This window comes from Ottowia beijingensis (genome assembly GCF_042680925.1).
Classification (GTDB): domain Bacteria; phylum Pseudomonadota; class Gammaproteobacteria; order Burkholderiales; family Burkholderiaceae_C; genus Ottowia; species Ottowia beijingensis.
This window is the reverse complement of record NZ_JBHUEP010000006.1, coordinates 251,961-274,261: the sequence shown is the minus strand read 5'-3', so window position 1 is coordinate 274,261 and position 22,301 is coordinate 251,961. Positions and strand designations below refer to the sequence as shown.

19 protein-coding genes and 1 tRNA gene are annotated in these 22,301 nt (G+C 71.2%); 12 read left to right on the top strand and 8 right to left on the bottom strand.

The window, feature by feature from the left end; genetic code table 11:
- Positions 1–51 precede the first annotated feature (51 nt).
- Complete coding sequence (locus tag ACFSCU_RS08445) at positions 52–999, bottom strand: 3-hydroxyacyl-CoA dehydrogenase NAD-binding domain-containing protein (protein WP_180549784.1); 948 nt, start codon at positions 997–999, stop codon at positions 52–54.
- Between the two features lie 63 nt (positions 1,000–1,062).
- On the opposite strand from ACFSCU_RS08445, the gene ACFSCU_RS08440 reads away from it, so the two are divergent.
- Positions 1,063–1,503, top strand: a complete 441-nt coding sequence (locus ACFSCU_RS08440; RefSeq protein WP_377560421.1) for a DUF1841 family protein — start codon at positions 1,063–1,065, stop codon at positions 1,501–1,503.
- Positions 1,504–1,643: 140 nt separating this feature from the next.
- On the opposite strand, the gene ACFSCU_RS08435 is transcribed toward ACFSCU_RS08440, so the two are convergent.
- Positions 1,644–2,309 (bottom strand): c-type cytochrome, encoded by a 666-nt coding sequence (locus ACFSCU_RS08435; RefSeq protein WP_333705303.1) that lies wholly within the window; start codon positions 2,307–2,309, stop codon positions 1,644–1,646.
- 109 nt (positions 2,310–2,418) lie between these two features.
- On the opposite strand from ACFSCU_RS08435, the gene ACFSCU_RS08430 reads away from it, so the two are divergent.
- The 3 genes from ACFSCU_RS08430 to ACFSCU_RS08420 all read left to right on the top strand — a co-directional run bounded on the left by ACFSCU_RS08430 (position 2,419) and on the right by ACFSCU_RS08420 (position 5,231).
- Positions 2,419–3,261, top strand: coding sequence for an AAA family ATPase (locus ACFSCU_RS08430; protein ID WP_180549786.1), 843 nt, complete (start codon positions 2,419–2,421; stop codon positions 3,259–3,261).
- A 147-nt stretch (positions 3,262–3,408) separates the two neighbouring features.
- The gene (locus ACFSCU_RS08425; RefSeq protein WP_180549787.1) at positions 3,409–4,050 is read left to right on the top strand and encodes a GNAT family N-acetyltransferase; all 642 of its coding nucleotides are present in this window, start codon (positions 3,409–3,411) and stop codon (positions 4,048–4,050) included.
- Positions 4,044–5,231, top strand: coding sequence for a vWA domain-containing protein (locus tag ACFSCU_RS08420; RefSeq protein ID WP_180549788.1), 1,188 nt, complete (start codon positions 4,044–4,046; stop codon positions 5,229–5,231). Before ACFSCU_RS08425 ends, ACFSCU_RS08420 begins: the two co-directional genes overlap by 7 nt.
- 33 nt (positions 5,232–5,264) lie before the next feature.
- Here ACFSCU_RS08420 and ACFSCU_RS08415 read toward each other — a convergent pair whose 3' ends face one another.
- Both ACFSCU_RS08415 and ACFSCU_RS08410 read right to left on the bottom strand, forming a co-directional pair.
- The gene (locus tag ACFSCU_RS08415) at positions 5,265–6,689 is read right to left on the bottom strand and encodes a patatin-like phospholipase family protein (RefSeq protein WP_180549789.1); all 1,425 of its coding nucleotides are present in this window, start codon (positions 6,687–6,689) and stop codon (positions 5,265–5,267) included.
- A 95-nt stretch (positions 6,690–6,784) separates the two neighbouring features.
- On the bottom strand, positions 6,785–7,333 hold the full coding sequence (locus tag ACFSCU_RS08410; protein ID WP_257645633.1) for a hemerythrin domain-containing protein: 549 nt from the start codon (positions 7,331–7,333) through the stop codon (positions 6,785–6,787).
- Positions 7,334–7,471: 138 nt separating this feature from the next.
- Here ACFSCU_RS08410 and ACFSCU_RS08405 point away from each other — a divergent pair, with 138 nt between their 5' ends.
- The 3 genes from ACFSCU_RS08405 (at position 7,472) to ACFSCU_RS08395 (ending at position 13,770) form a co-directional block, all read left to right on the top strand.
- Positions 7,472–9,403, top strand: a complete 1,932-nt coding sequence (locus ACFSCU_RS08405; protein WP_180549791.1) for an autotransporter assembly complex protein TamA — start codon at positions 7,472–7,474, stop codon at positions 9,401–9,403.
- Entirely contained in the window at positions 9,403–13,659 is a 4,257-nt protein-coding gene (locus tag ACFSCU_RS08400; RefSeq protein ID WP_377560418.1) for a translocation/assembly module TamB domain-containing protein, read from the top strand. The genes ACFSCU_RS08405 and ACFSCU_RS08400 overlap by 1 nt, the downstream gene beginning before the upstream one ends.
- A 36-nt stretch (positions 13,660–13,695) precedes the next feature.
- Positions 13,696–13,770 (top strand) — tRNA-Arg (locus tag ACFSCU_RS08395).
- Positions 13,771–13,803: 33 nt separating this feature from the next.
- Here the strand turns inward: ACFSCU_RS08395 and ACFSCU_RS08390 are convergent.
- On the bottom strand, positions 13,804–15,186 hold the full coding sequence (locus ACFSCU_RS08390; RefSeq protein WP_377560416.1) for an L-serine ammonia-lyase: 1,383 nt from the start codon (positions 15,184–15,186) through the stop codon (positions 13,804–13,806).
- Between the two features lie 254 nt (positions 15,187–15,440).
- Between ACFSCU_RS08390 and ACFSCU_RS08385 the strand changes: the two genes are divergently transcribed.
- Positions 15,441–15,719 carry a hypothetical protein gene (locus ACFSCU_RS08385; RefSeq protein ID WP_377560415.1) on the top strand — a complete coding sequence of 93 codons (279 nt, stop codon included), beginning with the start codon at positions 15,441–15,443 and terminating at the stop codon, positions 15,717–15,719.
- 77 nt (positions 15,720–15,796) lie between these two features.
- Here ACFSCU_RS08385 and ACFSCU_RS08380 read toward each other — a convergent pair whose 3' ends face one another.
- The 3 genes from ACFSCU_RS08380 to ACFSCU_RS08370 form a co-directional block, all read right to left on the bottom strand.
- Complete coding sequence (locus tag ACFSCU_RS08380) at positions 15,797–16,459, bottom strand: response regulator transcription factor (RefSeq protein WP_333706995.1); 663 nt, start codon at positions 16,457–16,459, stop codon at positions 15,797–15,799.
- Positions 16,460–16,576: 117 nt separating this feature from the next.
- The gene (locus ACFSCU_RS08375) at positions 16,577–17,794 is read right to left on the bottom strand and encodes a sensor histidine kinase (RefSeq protein ID WP_377560414.1); all 1,218 of its coding nucleotides are present in this window, start codon (positions 17,792–17,794) and stop codon (positions 16,577–16,579) included.
- Between the two features lie 12 nt (positions 17,795–17,806).
- Entirely contained in the window at positions 17,807–18,151 is a 345-nt protein-coding gene (locus ACFSCU_RS08370; protein WP_377560413.1) for a hypothetical protein, read from the bottom strand.
- A 58-nt stretch (positions 18,152–18,209) separates the two neighbouring features.
- On the opposite strand from ACFSCU_RS08370, the gene phnD reads away from it, so the two are divergent.
- From phnD to ACFSCU_RS08350, 4 genes are all read left to right on the top strand, one after another.
- Positions 18,210–19,265 carry a phosphate/phosphite/phosphonate ABC transporter substrate-binding protein gene (gene phnD / locus ACFSCU_RS08365; RefSeq protein ID WP_180549798.1) on the top strand — a complete coding sequence of 352 codons (1,056 nt, stop codon included), beginning with the start codon at positions 18,210–18,212 and terminating at the stop codon, positions 19,263–19,265.
- Between the two features lie 68 nt (positions 19,266–19,333).
- The gene (gene gspF, locus ACFSCU_RS08360) at positions 19,334–20,554 is read left to right on the top strand and encodes a type II secretion system inner membrane protein GspF (RefSeq protein WP_377560411.1); all 1,221 of its coding nucleotides are present in this window, start codon (positions 19,334–19,336) and stop codon (positions 20,552–20,554) included.
- Between the two features lie 136 nt (positions 20,555–20,690).
- Positions 20,691–21,638, top strand: a complete 948-nt coding sequence (locus tag ACFSCU_RS08355; RefSeq protein WP_377560410.1) for a 5'-nucleotidase — start codon at positions 20,691–20,693, stop codon at positions 21,636–21,638.
- Positions 21,635–22,048 (top strand): EF-hand domain-containing protein, encoded by a 414-nt coding sequence (locus ACFSCU_RS08350; protein ID WP_180549799.1) that lies wholly within the window; start codon positions 21,635–21,637, stop codon positions 22,046–22,048. The genes ACFSCU_RS08355 and ACFSCU_RS08350 overlap by 4 nt, the downstream gene beginning before the upstream one ends.
- The last annotated feature ends 253 nt before the right edge of the window (positions 22,049–22,301 follow it).

The following is a 22,301-nucleotide window of genomic DNA, read 5'->3' as shown; positions in this document are numbered from 1 at the left end:
CGCTCCCACAACACCGTCTGAGGCTGGTTGCGCATCAAGCGCTTTTTTGCATCACGCAGCGTCCTGCTCGCGCCGCTGCAGCCACGCCGCCAGTTCGGCCAGCGCGCGCGCCTTGTCGGCCTGCACGCGCTCGCGCCGCTCGGGCGGCCAGTCGTAGAAGCCGCGGCCCGACTTGGCGCCGATGTCGCCGCGCTCGACCATCGCCGCCATCAGCGGCGCCGGCGTGCTGCGGTTCTCCAGGTCGGCATACAGGTAACTGGCGATCGCGTGGTGCACGTCGATGCCGTTCAGGTCGCGCTGCTCCAGCGGCCCCGTCAGCGCCAGGCGGATGCCCAGACTCCAGCGCACCACCTCGTCGATGTCGGCGGCGCTGGCCACGCCCTGCTCCAGCAGCGCGATGGCCTCGCGCGCCAGCGCATGCTGGATGCGGTTGGCGATGAAGCCGGGAATGTCGCGCCGCACCAGCACAGGCCGCTTGCCGGCGGCGCGCAGCGTGGTCATGACGAAGTCGATGGTGGCGTCGGACGTGGCGTCGCCCCGCACCACCTCCACCAGCGGAATCACATCGGCCGGCGTGAAGAAGTGCGCACCAACGAAGCGGTCGCGCCGCGCCACGGCCTGCGCGATGGCGTTGATCGACAGGCCGGAGGTGTTGGTGGCGAACACGGTGTGCGGCGGGCACAGCGCGTCCAGCTCGGCAAACAGGCGCTGTTTCAGCTCCAGCCGCTCGGGCGCGGCCTCGATCACCAGATCGGCGCTGGCCGCCGCAGCCAGCTCGGGCGACGGCGCGATGCGCGCGCGCACCGCCGCCACCTCGGCGCCCACGGCGGTCAGCTGCCGCGTTATCGCTGCATCGGCCCGCGCCAGCGCGCCGTCGACGGGGTCGATCAGCGCCACCGCAAAACCCTGGCGCGCAAACAGCGCCGCCAGCCCGCTGCCCATGGAGCCGGCGCCGACGATGGCGATGCGGGTGGAAACCGGAGTCTGGATGGTGTTCATGGAGTCTTCGATGGGCTGTCGGCGCCACGCACGGCCCTGCCGCCGGATGATACGCTTGGCCCCATGTTCGCACCCTCACAGGAACAAGTCCGACGCTTTTTTTGTAGCGCCTGGGCCAGGCAACAAGCCGGCCAGCCGATGGAAGCCATCGAGCAGCTGGCCGCCGGCTGGATCGCCGAGCACCCCGAGTGGCACGCCGACTTCGGCGACGCCGAGGCCGCCGTGGCGCGCGACTATGGCGACGGTGCGGTGGGCGGCAACCCGTTTCTGCACCTGTCGATGCACCTGTCGATCAGCGAGCAATGCAGCATCGACCAGCCGCGCGGCATACGCCAGGCGGTGGAACTGCTGGCCGCCCGCCGCGGCGACCTGCACGCCGCGCACCACGAGGTGATGGAATGCCTGGGCCAGATGCTGGCCGATGCGCAAGCCAGCGGCCGCCCGCCGGATGGCGACGCCTACATCGCCGCCGTGCAGCGGCGGGCCACGCGCGATGCAGGTTGATTTGCTACTTAAAATATAGCTGCCAGCGCTTGATACACGGGCGCCGCAGGCCTGAAACACTCAAATTCACCGCACAATGAAAAAGCCCGCATGCGGCGGGCTTCTTGTCTGGACGCGCGCGCCGGCAGGCGGCGGCGCGATCAGCGGAACTTGGACTGCGGAATCGTCTTCAGCTCGCCCGGCAGGTTGCCGATGTACTGGGCCATGGCCTTCAGCTCGGCGTTCGAAAACTGCTTGGCCATGCCGGCCATGATGGGGTTGCCGCGGCCCCAGGTGGCGTTGGTGTTGTCGCGGTAGGCCTTCAGCGCCACGTACAGGTAGTCGGGGTGCTGGCCGGCGATCTTGGGGTAGCTCGGGTCGATGGACTCGGAGAAGTTGGCGCCGTGGCACGACACGCAGGCGCCCTTTTGCAGCAGCTGGCCCACCTGGGCACTGGGCTCGCGCGGGGCCGGCAGCGCGGCGGCGCCCTCCACCTTGCCCTGCGCGGCGTAGTAGGCGGCCACGTCGGCGATGTCCTGCTCGGTCATCGAGGTGGCGATGCCGCGCATGCTGGGGTGCTTGCGGTCGCCCTTCTTGTAGCTGTCGAGCACGACCTCGATGTACTTGGCGTTCTGGCCCGAGATCCTGGGCACCCGGTACACCTCCGGGAAGCTGGACTTGTAGCCCACGATGCCATGGCAGCCGATGCACATGGCGACCTTGCCCGCACCGGCCGCGGCGTCGCCGGTGACCTGGGCTTGCACGGGCAGGGCGGCTGCCACGGTCAGGGCCAGCGCAGCGAACATGGGGGACAGGGTCGTTTTCATTTTGCGCGCACAATCCAAGTTTGTTTGATCCAGGTCAGGGCGGATTGTAATCACGCTTGCAATGCCGGCAGTACCCTGATTAACCCCGCCACAGCGCTGCTTTTTCACCATGAAATTCCAAGGCTCCGAGAACTACGTCGCCACGCAGGACCTGATGCTGGCCGTCAACGCGTCCATCACGCTCAAGCGCCCGCTGCTGGTCAAGGGCGAGCCCGGCACGGGCAAGACCATGCTGGCCGAAGAGGTGGCCGAGGCGCTGAAGCTGCCGCTGCTGCAGTGGCACATCAAGAGCACCACCAAGGCGCAGCAGGGCCTGTACGAGTACGACGCCGTGAGCCGCCTGCGCGACAGCCAGCTGGGCGACGACCGGGTGAAGGACATCCAGAACTACATCGTCAAGGGCGTGCTGTGGCAGGCCTTCACGGCCGACGAGCCGGTGGCGCTGCTGATCGACGAGATCGACAAGGCCGACATCGAATTCCCGAACGACCTGCTGCGCGAATTGGACCGCATGGAGTTCCACTGCTACGAGACGCGCGAGACCATCCGCGCCAAGCATCGGCCGGTGGTCTTCATCACCTCCAACAACGAGAAGGAACTGCCCGACGCCTTCCTGCGCCGCTGCTTCTTCCACTACATCAAGTTCCCCGAGCCGGAGACGATGAAGCAGATCGTGGACGTGCACTTCCCGAACCTGAAGAAAGAGCTGCTGTCGGCCGCGATGAAGGTGTTCTACGACGTGCGCGGCCTGCCCGGCTTGAAGAAGAAGCCCTCCACCAGCGAACTGATCGACTGGCTCAAGCTGCTGGTGGCCGAGGACATTCCGCTCGAAGCCCTGCAAAGCGCCGACAGCAAGATCGCCGTGCCGCCGCTGGTGGGCGCGCTGCTGAAGAACGAGCAGGACGTGACGCTGTTCGAGAAGCTGGTGTTCATGAACCAAAGAAATAGATAACCCCCTGAGTCGCCTGCGGCGCCTTCCCCCAAGGGGGACAACGCTGGTGGCCGGGGAGACCCCGGCCACGGCGTTCCCGAAGGGTCTGCTCCGCGACCGTTCGATCAGGCCTGCTGCGCGGCCTGCCCAAGAAACCATCGCCCCACCATGCCCACTGCCGACGAGTTCATCCAGCCCTGCGTGATGCGCGACCGTGACGTGCGGCTCGAGCCGCTGCGCGCCGATCACCACGACGACCTGGTGGAGGCCGTGCGCGATGGCGAGCTGTGGAAGCTCTGGTACACCAGCGTGCCCACGCCCGAGGGCCTGGCGGCCGAGATCGAGCGCCGCCTGGGCCTGCAGGCGCGCGGCAGCATGCTGCCGTTCGCGGTGATTGCGCAGGCCGGCGACCTGGCCGGTCGAGCGGTGGGCATGACCACCTACATGAACATCGACGCGCCCAACCGCCGGCTCGAGATCGGCTCCACCTGGTATCGCCGCGCCGTGCAGCGCAGCGCCCTCAACACCCAGGCCAAGCGCCTGTTGCTGGCGCACGCGTTCGAAACGCTGGATTGCATCGCGGTCGAGTTCCGCACGCACTTCTTCAACCACGCCAGCCGCCGCGGCATCGAGCGCCTGGGCGCCAGGCTCGACGGCGTGCTGCGCAGCCACCAGATCAACCCGCACCCCGATGCCCGCGGCAGCCTGCGCGACACCTGCGTCTACAGCATCGTCGCCAGCGAATGGCCGGCCGTGCGGGCCCATCTGGACTTCCGGTTGTCCCGACCACGGGAGGGCATCCCATGCTGATCGACTTCTTCTACACCCTGCGCGCCGCCAAGCTGCCGGTGTCGGTCAAGGAATTCCTGACCCTGCTGGAGGCCCTGCAGGCCGACGTGGTGGGGCCGCGCCAGCCCGATGCGTGCAGCATCGACGACTTCTACTACCTGTCGCGCACCGCGCTGGTCAAGGACGAGAAGCACTTCGACAAGTTCGACCGCGCGTTCGCCGCCTACTTCAAGGGTGTGGAGCAGATCGCCGACTTCCGCAAGGAAATCCCGGCCGACTGGCTGCGCAAGATCCTCGAGAAGGAACTGACGCCCGAAGAGAAGGCCGCCATCGAGAAGATGGGCTGGGACGAGCTGATGGAGACGCTGAAAAAGCGTCTCGAAGAGCAGAAGGAACGCCACCAGGGCGGCAGCAAGTGGATCGGCACCGGCGGCACCAGCCCGTTCGGCCACGGCGGCTACAACCCGCAGGGCATCCGCATCGGCGGCAAGGGCGGCAACAAGAGCGCCGTGAAGGTGTGGGACCAGCGCGCCTACAAGGACTACGACGACAGCCAGGAACTGGGCACGCGCAACATCAAGGTCGCGCTGCGCCGCCTGCGCAAGTTCGCGCGCGAGGGCAACGAGCTGGAGCTGGACCTGCCCGACACCATCCGCAGCACCGCCGCCAACGCCGGCTGGCTCGACATCAAGATGGTGCCCGAGCGCCACAACAACGTGAAGGTGCTGCTGCTGATGGACGTGGGCGGCACCATGGACGAGCACATCCAGCGCGTGGAAGAACTGTTCTCGGCCGTCAAGGCCGAGTTCAAGCACCTGGAGTTCTATTACTTCCACAACTGCGTCTACGACTTCATGTGGAAGAACAACCGCCGCCGCTTTGCCGAGAAGTTCCCGACCTGGGACATCATCCGCAAGTACAACAAGGACTACAAACTCATCTTTGTGGGCGATGCCACCATGAGCCCCTACGAGATCCTGCAGCCCGGCGGCAGCGTGGAATACAACAACGAGGAAGCCGGCGCCGAATGGCTGCAGCGCCTGACGCACGCCTTCCCCAAGTTCGCCTGGATCAACCCCGAACCGCAGGGCGTGTGGCAGTACCGCCAGAGCATCGCCATCATCCAGCAGCTGATGGGCCAGCGCATGTTTCCGCTCACCCTCAAGGGGCTGGAGGATGCGATGCGAATGCTCTCTAAATAATAGCTGCCTGCGCTTGACTGGCGGCGCCTGCAGTCACTTTTCCTTCATATTCACTGAACGCGTGCTGGGAAACACCCCGCGCGCGCCCAGCGCCCGCACCAGCGCCTGGAAGTCGGGCGAATAGCGCAGCACCTCGCGCCCGGCGGTGATCAGCTCGGTCACCTCGCTGTCGGACACGGTGAAGGCGGTGGGCACGCGCAGCAGCTGGCGGCGGTCGCTGTGCAGCGCCGCGTCGCGCAGGTTCACCATGATCACGTGGATGTCGGCATCGGCCGCGAACACGCTGGCGCCCGCCGCGGCGTGGGCCTCCAGCTCGCTGCTCCACTCGCGGATCACGTCCTGCAGGTATTCCTGCGTCTCGCGCGTCTTGCGGGCACCGGCGCCGAACAGCAGGGTCTCGGCCACGTCAAACATGCCGGGCACGGTGTCGCTGGCGTCGATGTCGTGCGTTGGCTCGCGCTCGGCGTTCACCACCACCAGCACCACCTTGTGCACGCTGCCGGGCGGGATCACCACCTCGCGGAAGGTCTGCCGCAGCCCGCCTTCCATCAGCGCGCGGTCCAGCAGCCGCTGCACGCCCAGGTTGTCCGACAGGCCGCCGTCGACCAGGTGGATGTAGGGGCGCTGCGCGGCGTTCAGGTAGGCATCGGCCTGCGCGCGGTACAAGCGACGGCGGAAGTCGGCCGGGCCGGCGCGGGCCACGGCGCCATCGCCCTGGATGCGGCGGGTCACCTCGGCCGGGCAGCGGTCGGCGTAGTTGCGCAGCGTGACCGGGCTCAGCAGCAGGGGCACGGCCGACGAGGCGGCGACGGCAAACGACAGGGGCACCCGGCCCAGGTCGGAACAGATCAGCGTGAACTGGTCCCAGGTGAACTCGAAGCCCGTGCCGCGCGCCAGGTCGGTGGCGGTGACGATCAGCTGCGGGTGGCGCGGGTTGCGCTCCAGGTCGGCGAAGGTCTTGCCCTCGTACAGCGTGTCCAGGCGCCGCGCCAGCAGGTGCGCGCGGCCGAACCAGGGCGAGCTGAGGTCGCGCAGGTTGCCCGGGCGCGCCATCATCCCCAGCAGGCTTTGCTGGAAATCCTGCCGCAGGAAGTCGTGCTCGAAGCGCGGCAGGCCGGTGCGGCCGAACGCCGCGTAATACGCCGCCACGATCGACCCGCCCGATACCGCACTGATCAGATCCGTGGCTTCCAGCAGCGTCAGGCGCCGGCCACGCCAGTCGAACTCGTGGTCTTCCAGCTCGCGCAGCACACCGTAGCCGAACGCCGCGGCCCGCGCGCCGCCGCCCGAGATGGTGACCGCCATCACCAGGCTCGGGTCGCGCGTCTCGTTCACGTGCATCGACCGCAGCTGATCGGCCTGCATGGCGGTGTTGAGCCAGGGGCGCACCGACGAGCACGCCGTCAGCAGCGCCGCGCAGGCGGTGACGGCCAGCCAGCGCCCGCCGATCACCCGCATGCGGCGGAGCCTGGCCCGCGGCCTGGCCGGGTTCAGTGATTCGCTGGACGCCATCCGGAGATGTTAGCGGCCGAAGGGCGATGGGCCGCGCCGCCTCAGCCGCGCCGGCGCTGCGCCATCTCGGTGCCGATGCGCTCCAGCTCGGCCGGGCTGAACAGGGGCCGCGCCGCCGGATACACCACCGACTCTTCGAGCGGAATGTGGCGCTGGTACGCGGCCACGAAGTCGCGCACCAGGGTGCGATCCGCATCGGTGATGGCGGGCGCCGGCTCGGCGTCGCGCCAGGCCAGCAGCACCGCGCGCAGGCGCTGCCATTGGTCGTGCATTTGCACGTGGTCGGCCTGCAGCTGCACCACGGCATCGCGCACCAGGGCGTCGGCATGCTGCTGCAACGGCGGGAACACGTGGCGCTCCTCGTCCTCGTGGTGGTGCGGGCCGGCGATGTCGAAGTAGCGCAGCACGTCGCGCGCGGCACTGCGCGAATCGGCGTCGTGGCCGTTGCGGTCCACGTGGTCGACCAGGCGCTGCAGCAGCGCCAGGCTGCGCTGCACGCGCTCGTGGCAAGCTTCGAGCATCTCGAAGGGCTGTTCAAAGCCCACGCCGGGCGATGCGAAGCCGGGCAGGCTGACGGAAGACTGGGCCATGCGGGGCATTGTCCTGCCGACGACCGCCCTTCGCCTGCACGCAGATCAAGAACCCCGCGCGCTGGAATGGCTCCAACCCGCATGTTCAGAGGCAAAACGCGGCCTTGTCCGACAAGGGGGGCCACTAAACTCGAGCGGGTGACCTGCACGCGCCCCGATTCGCCTGCGGCCGGTCCTGCCCGCCGCACACTGCCCTGCGCCGCCGCCCTGCTGGCGCTGCTGCTGGTGCTGCCGGGTTGCGCCTGGCTGGGGCTCAACGACAACGCCGAGCCTGCCACGGCGACCACGCCACGCGCCGACACCACCGCCGCCGGCCAGGTGGGCGCGCGCACGGGTGACGCGCCGGCCGTCACCGCCTTCGACATCCGTGTGGAGTGCGAGGACGAGGACCTGCGCGGGCTGGTCGAGCGCCACAGCGAACTGCAGCGCTACCGCGCCCTCACCGACCTGGACGAATCCGAATTCGCCCGCCTGATGGCCGTGACCGAGCGCGACGTGCGCAACCTGCTGGGCACCGAGGGCTACTTCAACCCCGACGTGCGTGTGCGTCGCGAAGGCGCGCCCAGTGCGCGGCCCACGGTGGTGATCGCCATCACGCCCGGCGAGCCCGCCACCATCGCCGGGGTGGACATCGGCTTCGAGGGCGACATCGCCGCCTCGGCCGATGCGGACGCCATCGGCCAGCGCGAAGGCATCGTGGCCGACTGGAGCCTGGATGAAGGCCGCCGCTTCACGCAGGACCGCTGGTCGAGCGCCAAGACCGGCGCCCTGCGCAGCCTGGTGGAGCGCCGTTACCCACAGGGCCGCATCGCCTACAGCCTGGCCGACGTGAGCGCGGCCGAGGCGCGGGTCAAGCTGGGCCTGCGGCTGGATTCCGGCCCGCTGTTCCGCCTGGGCGCGGCCACCGTCAAGGGCGCCAGCCGCTACCCGCCCGAGCTGGCCGAGCGGCTGTCGTGGCTCAAGCCCGGTGACATCTACGACCAGAAGAAGCTGGTGGATGCCCAGCAGCGCCTGGCCGGCAGCGGCTATTACGACTCGGCCTACATCAGCATCGACCCCGAGGGCGACCCCGCTGCCACGCCCGTGACCTACACCGTCACCGAGGCCAAGCGCCACAAGGTGCAGCTGGGCGTGGGCTACAGCACCGACGGCGGCCCGCGCCTGACGCTGGAGCACCGCGACAACACCGCCCTGGGCACCAGCTGGCGCGCCGACACCAAGCTGCACTTCGACCAGAAGGCGCCGCTGTTGCAGACCGAATGGACCTCGCTGCCGCGCGCCAGCGGCTGGCGCTGGGCGGCGCTGGCGCGCTACATGCGGCAGGACGACGGCGCGCTGACCACCACCTCCAAAACGCTGCGCCTGGGCACGCTGCGCACCGATGAGAAGTACGACCGCAACTTCTACCTGCAGTACGACCACGCCAGCGTCACCGGCTCGGGCACGCGCAACGTGCCCGACGCGCTGCTGGGCGACGGCGCCGCCGTCAGCGCCAACTACGCCTGGACCGGGCGCTACTTCGACAGCCTGCCCATCCCGTCGCGCGGCTATGGGCTCGGCACCGACATCGGCATCGGCATGACCACGGTGGGTGAGCGCAAACCCTTCCTGCGCCTGCACGGCCGCGCGCTGGGCATCGTGCCCGTGGGCAGCAGCGGCAGCCGGCTGGCGCTGCGCACCGAGGCCGGCGCCATCCTGGCCGACAAGCAGGCGCGGCTGCCGGCCACCTACATGTTCCGCACCGGCGGCGACAACACGGTGCGCGGCTACGGCTATCGCCGCATCGGCATCCCGTTCGACGACCTGGTGGGCCCCGGCCGCTACATGGCCGTGGGCAGCATGGAATGGCAGCGCCCGATCATGCGCGAGCGCTTTCCCGGCCTGCTGGAGCACACGCTGTTCATCGACGTCGGCGGCGTGGCGAACGAGGTCAACCAGCTGCGCGCGCACTGGGGCGTGGGCACCGGCGTGCGCCTGATCACGCCGGTGGGCCCGATGCAGCTGGACATTGCGTACGGCCTGAAGTCGAAGGACATCCGGCTGCACATGAACGTGGGCTTCGTGTTCTGATGACCGCGCCAGAGCCGCGCCCTGCGGACGACAAAACTCCTGAAATAATAGCTGCCAGCGCCCGACCGGCGGGCGCTGAAGGCCAATTTGACTCTGAAACCGCAACGACGCCACCGGTGCGGCGCCGCTGCATCTGGCGCTGGCTGGGCGGGCTGTTGGCGGCCTTGCTGGCCTTGCTGCTGCTGGCGCTCGGCGGCCTGTGGTGGTGGACGGGCAGCGAGGGCTCGCTGGCCACCGCGCTGCGCTGGGCCGGCGCGCAGCAGCCGCTGGTGTCCGACGAAGTCACCGGCAGCGTGCGCAGCGGCGGCAAGGTGCGCCGCCTGGTGTGGGACAAGGACGGCCTGCGCGTGGAAGTGCACGACGCCGAGCTCCAGTGGACGCCCGCCGCCCTGCTGGCGCGTACGCTGCAGATCGACACGCTGAGCGCCCGCCGCATCGTGGTGGACGACCAGCGGCCGAAAGGCGACGAGCCCGCCGCCGGCCCACCCGAATCCTTCGCGCTGCCGCTGCACATCCAGGTGAAGGCGCTGCGCGCGGGCGAGCTGCAATGGGCCGGCCCACCTCCCTACACGCTGAGCGATGTGGCCGGCCGCTTTGATTACGACGGCGGCCGCCACCTGCTGGAGCTGGACAGCGCGCGCATCGAAGGCGGCAGTTACCGCCTGCGCGCCGCCGCCACGGCGCACGCACCGATCCGCGTCGACGTCGCCATGGCGGGCGCGCTGGCCGCCCCCGTGCCCGGTGCCCAGGCGCCGGTGCCGCTGACCCTGCAGGCCACGCTGCGCGGCCCGCTGACCGAGCTGCAGGCGCAGGCAGATCTGCAGGCCGCGCCGACGGCGCCCAGTACGTCAGCGCCCGCCGTTCCGGCGCTGCCGCCGCTGGCAGGCTTTGCGCCGGGGCCGACCCCACGCGCTTCCGCAGCAACGCCTCCAGCAGCACCGCCCCCGACCACGCCAACCGCCGGCGCCACCGCCGTGCCCGCCACCCCGGCCGCCGCCAGTGACATCCCGGAAGCCCATGTCACCGCCCGCATCACCCCCTGGGCGGCACAGCCGCTGCCCGAGGCGCATGCCCGCGTGCGGGCACTCGACGTCGGCGCCATCTGGGCCGAGGCGCCGCGCACCCAACTGACGGGCCGGCTCGACGTGACGCCGCTGCCCGACGGCGGCGCGCCCGGCTGGGCCGTCGACGCCGACCTGGCCAACCGCGCCGCCGGGCCGTGGGACCAGCGCCAGCTGCCGGTCGAGCAGTTGCTGGCCGATGTCACCTGGCAGGGCGGCGTGGCCACGGTGCGCGCGCTCAAGGCGCAGGTGGGCGGAGGCAGCGTCGAATCCACCGGCCGCTGGGTCAGCCCGCCCGCCACGCAGCCGGCCACCGCGCCGACGCCCGCGGGCTCGGCCCCCATTACGGGCGACGGTGCGGCCGCGGCGCCAGCCAGCACGGCCGGCACCTGGCAGATCGACACCCGCATCACCGGCGTCAACCCGGCGCGCGTGCACACGCAGCTGGCCGCCTTTCCGCTCGACGGCACGGCCCAGGTGACGGGCGAAGGCGCCGGCATCGGTTTCGACGTGGCACTGCAGGCGCGGCCCACGCGCGCCAGCCCCCCCGCGCGGCGCGGCGAATCGGCCAGCGAGGCGCTGGCGCGCGATCTGCGCGCGCTGCGCCTGCGCGACGCCGCCGCCACCGGCCGCTGGGCCGACGGCCTGCTCAGCCTGAGCGCGCTGCGCGTGCGCACCGACGATGCGCAACTGGCCGGCAACGCCCAGGTCCGCCCCGACGCACCCGGCGGCCGGGCCGACCTGACGCTCAGCGCCCCCGGCGCCAGCGCCGTGGTCAAGGGCGAGCTGCAACCCACGACCGGCGCCGGCACCCTGCGCGCCAGCGTGCAGGACGCCGCGCGCCTGCTGGCCTGGGCGCAGAAGCTGCCCGGCGCCGGCGACGCGCTGGCCGGCGCGCAGGCACGCGGCAGCGCCACGCTGGACGGCAGCTGGCGCGGCGGCTGGCGCGACCCGAGCGTGCAGGCGCGCCTCCACGCGCCCTCGTTCGACTGGACGCCGCCCGGCGCGGCCGCCACGCCGCTGCAGGCGCGCGGGCTGGAGGCCACGATCAATGGCCGCCTGGCCCAGGCCCGGATCGCCGCCAGCGGCCGCGTGCTGCAGGGCGAACGCCAGCTCGACCTGCGCCTGACCGCCAGCGGCGGGCGCACCACGCCCAATGCCTCGTTGGCGGCGTCGGCCTGGCGCTTCGACCTGGGCGCCCTGCGGGCCGGCGTGCGCGACCCGGCGCTGGGCGAAGGCGTGTGGCAGCTGGCCAGCCGCGGCGCCGTGCCGCTCAGCTGGTCGCCGGCACAGGGCGGTCAGCTGGAGGTGGGTGCCGGCGATCTGACCATCACCTCGTCCGCACCCACGTCGCAGGCCCAGGTGGCCTGGGGGCCGGTGCGCTGGCGCCAGGGTGCGCTCACCACCACCGGCCGCATCACCGGCCTGCCGCTGCAGTGGGTGGAGCGCGTGGCCGGGTCGCAATTGCAGGACGCCGGTCTGACCGGCAACATCGTCTTCAACGGCGACTGGGACGCCGCGCTGGGCCAGCAGTTGCGCGTCACCGCCAACCTGGTGCGCGCCAGCGGCGACATCACGGTGCTGACCACCGACGCACAGACCGGCGTGCAGTCGCGCGTGGCCGCCGGCCTGCGCGATGCGCGCCTGACGCTGCGCAGCGAGGGCAACGCGCTCAACCTCAACCTGGTGTGGGACAGCGAGCGCGCCGGCACCATCAACGGCCAGCTGCGCACCGAGTTGGCGGCTGCGCGCGACGACGACGGCAACACCAGTTGGTCGTGGCCCGACAGCGCGCCGCTGCAGGGCCAGGTGCAGGCGCGGCTGCCGCAGATTGCCGCCTGGTCGGTGCTGGCGCCGCCCGGCTGGCGCCTGCGTGGCGCGCTGGCGGCCGACGCACGCGTGGCCGGCACGCGCGGCGAGCCCCTGGTCAGCGGCACCGTGACGGCCGACGACGTGGCGCTGCGCTCCATCGTCGACGGCGTGCAGTTCGAGGGCGGGCGCCTGCGCGCCCGGCTGGACGGCACGCGCCTGCTGATCGACGAGTTCACGCTGCAGGGCGCGGGCGAGAAAGGCAGCGGCGGCCGGCTGCGCGCCACCGGCGAAGCCGGGCTGGTGGACGGCCGCGCGCAGGCACGCCTGAACGCCACGCTGGAGCGGCTGCGCGCCAGCATCCGCGACGACCGGCAGGTCACCGTCTCGGGCAACGTGCAGGCCGCGCTGGAGGGCCGCACCCTCAGTGCCGACGGCCGCCTGCGTGTGGACCGCGCGCTGATCCTGCTGCCCGACGAGAACCGGCCCACGCTGGGCGACGACGTGATCGTGCGCGGGCCCGACGGCAAGATCATGTACGGCAAGGAAGGCCCCGGCGCCGTGGCCCGGCCCACCAGCGCCGCCGGCCAGCAGGCCGCGCAGCAGCAGGCCCGCAGCGACGCCGCGCGCGCCAAGGCCGACGCCCAGGCCCGCGCCAGCGAGGCCGGGCCGCTGCTGGCCAACGTCAACGTGCAGGTCGACCTGGGTGAGGACTTCCGCCTGCAAGGCATGGGCATCGACACGCGCCTGGCCGGCGTGCTGACGCTCACCGCCAAGGGCCCGCTGACCGAGATGCCCAGCTTGGTCGGCCGGGTGCGCACCGAGGGCGGCACCTTCCGCGCCTACGGGCAGCAGCTCATCATCCAGCGCGGCTTCATCAACTTCAGCGGACAGATCAGCAACCCCACGCTCGACATCGTGGCCCTGCGCCCCAACTACACCAGCGACCAGCGCGTGGGTGTGCAGGTCATGGGCACGGCGCTGCTGCCGCGCGTGCGGCTGTATTCCGAGCCCGCCCTGCCCGACAACCAGACGCTGGCCTGGCTGCTGCTGGGCCGCCCGGCGCCCAACAGCGGCGCCGAGGCGGCCATGCTGCAGTCGGCCGCGCTGGCCCTGCTGGGCGGGCGCGAAGGGCGCGGGCTGGCGGCCAACTTCGGCCTGGACGAGCTGAGCTTTTCGGGCGGCGGCGACGGCGAGCTGAGCAGCGCCAGCGTCACCCTGGGCAAGCGCCTGTCCGACCGCCTGTACGCCGCCTACGAGCACAGCCTGGCCGGCACGGGCGGCACGCTGATGATCTTCCTCGAGCTGTCGCGCCGCTGGACGCTGCGCGGCCAGGCCGGCGAGAACTCGGCCGTGGACCTGATCTACCGACTGACCTTCGACTGAAGCCGAGCAGGCCGGCCGATACAATCGCCGGGCCCTGCCGCCGTAGTTCAATGGATAGAACGAGCGCCTCCTAAGCGCTAGATACAGGTTCGATTCCTGTCGGTGGTGCCAGGCTTCTGGCGCGCATCGCGCCCTGCCCGCGCCTCAGCATTCGGTGAACGCCACCGCCAGCCCGCCGCGCGAGGTTTCCTTGTACTTGTCGAGCATGTCGCGCCCGGTGTCGCGCAGCGTGAGGATGGCCGCGTCGAGGCTGACCTTGTGCGTGCCGTCGCCCGACAGCGCCAGCTGCGCGGCGTTGATGGCCTTCACGGCCGCCATGGCGTTGCGCTCGATGCAGGGTACCTGCACCAGGCCGCCAATGGGGTCGCAGGTCAGGCCCAGGTTGTGTTCCAGGCCGATCTCGGCGGCGTTCTCGATCTGCTCGGGCGTGCCGCCCAGCACCTGCGCCAGCCCGGCCGCGGCCATGGCACAGGCCGAGCCGACCTCGCCCTGGCAGCCGACTTCGGCGCCCGAGATGCTGGCGTTGGTCTTGATCAGCACGCCGATGGCGGTGGCCGCCAGCAGGAAGTCGACCACGTCGTCGTCGCCGGCGCCACGCTGGAAGTCCATGAAGTAGTGCAGCACCGCGGGAATGATGCCGGCCGCGCCGTTGGTGGGCGCCGTCACCACGCGGCCGCCCGCGGCGTTCTCCTCGTTGACCGCCAGGGCGTACAGGTTCACCCAGTCCATGGCCGAGAAGGTTTGCGTGATGAGGTTCGGGCGGCTGTCGCGCGCGTTCAGCCGGGCGTGCATGGCCTGCGCCCGGCGCGGCACCTCCAGCCCGCCGGGCAGCACACCCTCGCACTTCAGGCCGCGCGCCACGCAGCCTTTCATCACCTGCCAGATCGCCAGCAGGGCGCTGCGCGTTTCGGCGTCGGGGCGCCAGGCGCGCTCGTTGCGCAGCACCAGGTCGGCCACGCGCAGGCCGTGCTGCCGGCACAGGGCCAGCAACTGTTCGCCGCTGGCGTAGGGCAGCGCCACGGCCACGTCGTCCGCGCCGCTGCCGCCGGCGGCGGCCTGGGCCTCGTCCACGATGAAGCCGCCCCCGACGGAGTAATAGGTGTTCTCGTACAGCACCGCGCCATCGTCGCCGTGCGCCGTCAGCCGCAGGGCGTTGGGGTGGCGCGGCAGGTTGACGGGCAGCAGTTGCAGGTCGCGCGACCAGTCGAACGCGATCTCGCGCTCGCCCGCCAGGCGCAGCCGGCCGTCGAGCCGCACGGCGTCCACCGCCTGCGCCATGGCATCGGGATCGACCCGGTCGGGCTGCTCGCCCAGCAATCCGGCCACGGTGGCGCGGTCGGTGCCGTGCCCGATGCCGGTGGCCGACAGCGAGCCGTACAGCCGCACCTGCACGCGCTGCACGGCGCCGAGCCAGCCCGCGGCGCGCAGCTGCTCGGCAAAGGTCCAGGCCGCCCGCATGGGCCCCACGGTGTGCGAGCTGGAGGGCCCGACGCCGATCTTGAAGAGGTCGAGAGCACTGATGGTCATGAACGCCTGCATCGCCGGGAAGGTGCATCGCCCGCAGGGACGAGCCGTCCGCCGCATGGTACTGCGAGCAGGCCGCGCGGCCACTGAATACCCTCGTCGAGGGTGCGACACCGCGGCTGGCGGCGCGGGCACTTGGCCGACACGCAGAACAGCGCCTTCGCCCGGCGGTGGCAGGTGCTGCGCCGTCAGCAGCCCCGGCGGCGCGCGGCTATCGTGCGATCATCCCGATCACATTTCTCTGGCTGGAGGCCCGCATGCGTGGATTCATGGTTGCTTTGGCGCCTGCCCTGTTGATGGCCAGCTGCGCCGCCACCAGCACCGGGCCGGTGGCCGGGTTCGACGGTTCGTGGACCATCAGCAAGCGCGGCGTGGTGGCCACCCAGCCCGAGGCGCTGACGCGCGCCGCCACGCAGGAGGCCACCGCGCATTGCGCCGTGCAGGGCAAGCGCTTCAGGCAGGTCGACCTGAAGGAAAGCCCGTCGGGCCTGCTGGCACCGCGCGCGGAGACCGCGTTGACTTTCGTCTGCGAGTGACTCGTTAGCTATCACATATATAGCTTTTTGCGCTTACCTGGCGGGCGCTGCAGCCAATTTTCTTATAAATTCTCACCTCACCCAGCGGTGACGGCCCGCGCCGCCACCACGGCCTCGGTGCGGTTGCGCACCTTCAGCGCGCGAAAGATCGCGGCCAGGTGAATCTTCACCGTGCCTTCGCTGATGCCCAGGTTGCGGCCGATCTGCTTGTTCTGCTGCCCTTCGGACAGCAGGCTCAGCACTTCGAGTTGACGATCCGTCAGCACATGGCGCAGGTGCGCCGCCGCCGCATGCGCGCCCCGCGGGCTGGCGGCCGGGCCCGGCGTGCGGTGCCCGTCGTCTAGGCCAGGGTGCGACATCATCAGGGGCGGCACGTACACACCGCCTTGCAGCACCAGCCGTATCGCCGACAGCATGACGTCGGGCGAGTAGGCCTTGGGGATGAAGCCCGATGCCCCGGCGTCGAGCGCGGCATGCATGATGGCCGGGTCTTCCTGGCCCGACAGCACCACCATGCGAAGCCCCGGTTGCCGCTGATGCACCTGCGCGATGTGGCCCACGCCGTGTGCGCCGGGCATGCCGAGGTCGATGACGGCCAGGTCCAGATCGGCCGACACGCTGTCGAGCAACTCCTGCACGCTCAGCGCCTGCACGAAGCTGACCTGCGGCGCCAGCTCGGCCAGTTTCTCAGCCACGGCTTCCAGGATGAGGCGGTGGTCGTCGGCGATGAGGATTTTCATGGCGTGACTGCAAGGTTGATGCGGCCTTCAGGCGGTCGCGGGACCACTTTGACGATAAACGGGTTGCACGCGCGGATCAAGGCGCCGGGCACCGGCCAAAAGGCGTAGGCCAGTGCCTCACGCCACGGCCAGCGGCGCCTGCGCGCCGGGCGGCACCAGCGCCGGCAGCGGCGCCGCTGGCACCGCACGCCCGTCCTGCGCCGGCGGCGCCAGGGCATCGCAGGGCATGGGCAGCGCCGCGGCCTCGTCGGCCGCCGGCGCCCAGGCCGGCTCGGGTGCGGCCATGGGCACCTCGAAATGAAAGCGCGCGCCCCGGCCGGGCGCCGATGTCAGGCCGATCTGCAGGCCGAGCAGCCCGGCCAGCCGCTGCACGGTGGCCAGGCCCAGACCCGTGCCGCGCGCGGCCAGGTCCGGGCTCGACGGGGCCTGATAGAACTCGTCGAAGATGCGCTGCTGGTGCTCGGGCGCGATGCCGATGCCGGTGTCGATCACGTCGATGCGCACCTGCGGCCCGCGGCGGCGCGCCGCCACCAGCACGCCCCCGCGCGGCGTGTAGCGCACGGCGTTGGCCACCAGGTTGCCGACGATGCGCGACAGCATGAAGTAGTCCGACCGCACCCACAGGTCGGTGTGCCGCACCACCAGGCGCAGATGCTGCGCCTCGGCCACCGGGCGGAAGTTGCGGCTGACGTCGTCGAACAGGCGGTCCAGCGCGAAGTCCGAATGCCGCGGCTGCAGCACGCCGGCGTCGATCTGCGAGATGTTCAGCAGCTCGGCGAACAGATGGTCCAGCGAGGCCACGCATTCGCGCACATGGCGGATACGCTGCTGCCGCGCCGGGTCGGGCTCGTCCCTGGCCAGTCCTTCCGAGAACAGCGTCAGCGCGTGCAGCGGCTGGCGCAGGTCATGGCTGGCGGCGGCCAGCAGGCGCGTCTTGGCCTGGCTGGCCTGCTCGATGGCGCGGTTCTTCTCGGCCAGCTCGGCCGTGGCCTCGCGCACGCGCTGCTCCAGCAGCTGCCGGCCGTCGTGCAGGGCGGTGGCGGCGGCGTTGAAGCCTTGCTGCAGATGGCGCACTTCCGCGGTGCCCTCCAGCGTCACCTGCACCGGCTCGCCGGCGGCCAGCCGGTCGACGGCGCTGGCCAGCTTGAGCACCGGCGCGCTGATGCGACGCGCCGCCCACACGCCGGCCAGCAGCACGGCCGCCAGGCACGCCGCCACCGCCAGCAGCACGCCGGTCCAGGCGCGCGCCTCGGCGGCGCGCAACTCGTCCAGGCCGATGTCGATGCCGACCTGCCCCGGCACGCCGCCGCCCGCGCTGGCCACCGGCGCGCGCACCAGCAGGCCCTCCTAGCGCCGCAGGTCGGCGGTGTTGACGTTGGCCAGCAGTTCCCCTTCGGGCGACCACACCTGCACCTGCTGCACATGCGGTTGCGACATGGTGGCCTCGGCCAGCCGCAGCAGCGCGCGCCGGTCCTCGCGCGCCAGCGGCGCCTGCGCCGAGGCCGACAGCTGCTGCGCCAGCGTTTCCCCCTGCTGGCGGATGTGGTGCTCGATGCCCTGCAGGTACTGCCGCGTGGTCAGCACCAGCAGCGCCCCCACCGCCAGCACCGCCGGCACCACCGCCAGCAGCACCAGCTGCCACACCAGCGACAGCCCTGCCCGCCGATGCGATGGTGTCGATACCCCGTTCATGGCATGTAACCCAATGCGAAATGCGTGAGAATCAATGCATTGGACCGTGCCACAAACCATGAAGAATGTCCACATCACCGGCGGTACACCGTTGCCGCACACCGCCCGGGACGCTGGGCCCACGCGCCGCCAGGCGGTGCTGGCCGCCGCCGCGGTGGCCTGCTGGCCGCTGGCGCTGCGGGCCGGCGAGGACGCCCGTGCCCCGCTGCGCTTCGGCATCCTGCCGATCGGTGGCATGGTGGATTCACGCACCGGCTGGGAGCCGCTGCTGGACGAGCTGATGCAGGCGCTCGGCCGCCCCATCCACATGTTCTCGGCCACGTCCTACGAAGGACTGGGCGAGGCCGTGCGCCGCGGCGAGGTGGATCTGGCCTTCCTCTCCGGCAAGATGGCGCTGGACGCCGTGACCCAGCACGACATGCGCGCCATCGCCCAGGTGACGCGACACGACGGCCTGCCCGGCTACCGCGCGCTGCTGCTGGCGCGCGAAGGCGGCCCGGTGCGCGACCTGGAGGCGGTGCTGGTGGAGCCCGGCCGCTGGCGGCTGGCGCGCGGCGAAAAGCGCTCGATGTCGGGCTTCATCGTGCCCAAGCTGCAGCTGTTCCTGCCGCGCCAGATCGACATCGAGACCCGCTTTCAGGGCGACATCGTCGGCACGCACCAGCGCACCGCACTGGCTGTGGCCAATGGCGAGGCCGACCTGGCCACCAACAACAGCGCCGACTTCGAGCGCTTCCGCACGCAGTTCCCGGCCGAGACGGCGCGCCTGCGGGTGCTGTGGCAGTCCGAGCTGGTGCCGCACGGCTTCATCGTGCTGCGCAACGCCCACGGCGACGCCATGCGCGGCCGCGCCCAGCGCTTTCTGGCGCAATACGGGCGCGGCAGCGGCGCACAGGCCGAGCAGCAGCGCGCGGCGCTGAAAGGCCTGCACGACTTCGCCGGCTTCCTGCCCGCCGACAACCGCGCGCTGCTGCCGGTGGCCCGCCTCACGCGCCAGCTCGACCTGGACAGCGCGCACTCCGCCACCTGGATCAACGATGCGGCGCGCCAGGCCCGGCTGGCGCGCATCGAGAGCCAGTACGCCACGCAGGTGCAAATGCTGAGCGCAGACTGAGGGCGCGGGCAGCCAGCCGCTACCATTGGCGGCTTCGCGCCAGCATCGGCGCTCTGCACCACCGCGACGTGCCCGCCTACACCTTCGAAGCCCTGCAAGCCGACGGCAAGTCCCGCAAGGGCGTGATCGAGGCCGACACCGCCAAGGCTGCGCGCGCGCTGCTGCGCGGGCAGGCGCTGGTGCCGCTGGCGGTGGAGCCGGTGGCGGGTGGCGCCGGCGGCTCGGTGCTGTCGCGCCCCATCGGCGGCGGCCGCGCCTTCAACAGCACGCAGCTGGCGATCTGGACGCGGCAGCTGGCCGGCCTGGTCGCATCGGGCCTGCCGCTGGAGCGCTCGCTCACTGCCCTGACCGACGAGGCCGAGGACGAACGCCAGCGCAACCTGATCGCCAGCCTGCGCTCGGAGGTCAACGCCGGCTCGCCGCTGGCCAAGGCCATGGCGCAGCAGCCGCGCGAGTTCAGCCCCGTCTACACCGCCGTCATCGCCGCCGGCGAGCAGGGCGGCCACCTGGGCACCGTGCTGGAGCGCCTGGCCGACGACCTGGAAGAGCGCCAGGCGCTGAAGGCCAAGCTGATCGGCGCTGCGCTGTACCCGGCCATCGTCACCCTGGTGGCCATCGTGATCGTGATCTTCCTGGTCAGCTACGTGGTGCCGCAGGTGGCCACGGTGTTCGCCGGCACGCAGCGCAGCCTGCCGTGGATCACGATCGCCATGCTGTCCTTGAGCGACTTCGTGCGCGGCTATGGCTGGTGGCTGCTGGGCGCTATGGTACTGATAGCTGTCGGCGCCCGCCTGGCGCTGAAAAACCCCGCTTTTCGCCAGAAGTTCGATGCCTTCTGGCTGCGCCTGCCGCTGGTGGGCCGGCTGGCGCGCGGCTACAACGCGGCGCGCTTCGGCAGCACGCTGGCCATGCTGGCCGGGGCTGGCGTGCCAATCCTGCGCGCGCTGCAGGCCGCGGCCGAAACCCTGCACAACACCGCCATGCGCGCCGACGCCGAGGACGCCCTGGTGATGGTGCGCGAAGGCGCGCCGCTGGCCAGCGCGCTGGCGCAGAAGAAGCGCTTTCCCGGCCTGCTGGCCATGTTCGCCCGCTTGGGCGAGCAGACCGGCCAGCTGCCGCTGATGCTGCAGCGCGCGGCCAACCAGCTCAGCGCCGAGGTGCAGCGCCGCGCCATGCAGCTGGCCACCGTGCTGGAGCCGCTGCTCATCGTCGCCATGGGCGTGATCGTGATGCTGATCGTGCTGGCGGTGATGCTGCCGATCATCCAGCTCAACCAGTGGGTGAAGTGATCCCCCCTGAGTCGCCTTCGGCGCCTTCCCCCCAGGGGGACAACGCTGGTGCGCGGGGGGACCCCGCGCACGGCGTTCTGGCTTGGCCTGCTGCGCGGCCATGGGTTCCTCAAGCATCCACGCACTGACCTCCACCATGGCCACCACCTTGCACAACCAGCTCGTCGTCGCCATTTCCTCGCGCGCGCTGTTCGATTTCGAGGAGGAAAACCAGCTGTTCGAGGCCGGCGATGCCGAGGCCTACATGCGCCTGCAGTTCGAGCGCATCGACGTGCCGGCCAAGCCGGGCGTGGCGTTCTCGCTGGTGAAGAAGCTGCTGGCCTTCAACGAGCCAGGGCAGCAGCGCGTGGAGGTGGTGGTGCTGTCGCGCAATGATCCGGTGAGCGGCATGCGGGTGTTCCGCTCGGCGGCGGCGCACGGGCTGCGGCAGATTCAGCGCGGCGTGTTCACGCAGGGGGCCGACCCGTTCCGCTACGTGCGGCCGCTGGGCGCACACCTGTTCCTGTCGGCCAACGGCGCCGACGTGCGCGAGGCGCTGGCGCTGGGCTACCCGGCGGCGCAGGTGGCCACGCAGTCGGCGCGCGCCGGCGACCGCCACCCCGACGAAGTGCGCATCGCCTTCGACGGCGACGCCGTGCTGTTCTCCGACGAGGCCGAGCGCGTGTTCCAGAGCGGCGGGCTGGACGCCTTCCAGTCGCACGAGATCGAGAAGGCCAACCTGCCGCTGCCGCCCGGCCCCTTCCAGCCCTTTCTGGCGGCGCTGCACCGGCTGCAGCACGGTGGCGCCGCGCGCATGCGCATCCGCACGGCGCTGGTCACGGCGCGCAGCGCGCCGGCGCACGAGCGCCCGATCCGCACCCTGATGCACTGGGGCGTGAGCGTGGACGAGGCCCTGTTCCTCGGCGGCCTGCCCAAGGGCGAGTTCCTGCGCGAGTTCGAGCCCGACTTCTTCTTCGACGACCAGACCGGCCACATCGAGCACGCCGCGCAGCACGTGCCGGCCGGCCACGTGGCCGCTGGTGTTACAAATTTGGCGGCGGCGCGCGAAACCCCGCGGCGCCGAGCGGACTCCAACCGGGCATGAGTGTTTCGCGCCTGCTTCTGTCGTTCGTTGTCATCGCCCTGCCCTTCGGCATGGCACCCGCCGTGGCGCAGCCTGCCGATGTGCCCGCCACCAGCCCCAAGAAACCCAGCAAGGGCGAACAGCAGGCGCTGAAGTGGTTCAGCATGCTGGATGCCAACCAGGACGGCCGCATCTCGCGCGACGAGGCCAAGGTGGCGTTCCGGCTCAGCCCGTCGCTGGCCGAGTATTTCCGCAACGCCGACCTGAACGGCGACGGCTACCTGACGCAGCAGGAAATCCGCACTGTGGCCGACCGCCGCCGCGCCGAACGGCAGGAGCGGCGCAAGCGCGAGGCCCTGCAGAAGCAGCAGGCGCAGGCGGCCGCGCTCGGGCGCGACAGCGCCACAGCGGCGCCCGACGCGCAGCGCTGAAGCGCCGCCACCGCCCGCGGCACGCTTCGCGCCGCAGCAGGACTGCCGCCGCACATGGCCCGCCGGATTGCCTGCAACAGGGGAGTATGCATCTCCAGCGCCTATCTGGCGGGCGCTTTCGCGGCGCATGCAGGGGAGTATATGAAACAGGGCGTTGGCATGGCGTGGCCACGCCCCTGATCACCCCACCCGGCGTGCCGCCCCCACGCCCCCGCCCCGCCCGGGCCGCTAGCATGCGGCCTTCTTCGCCCCA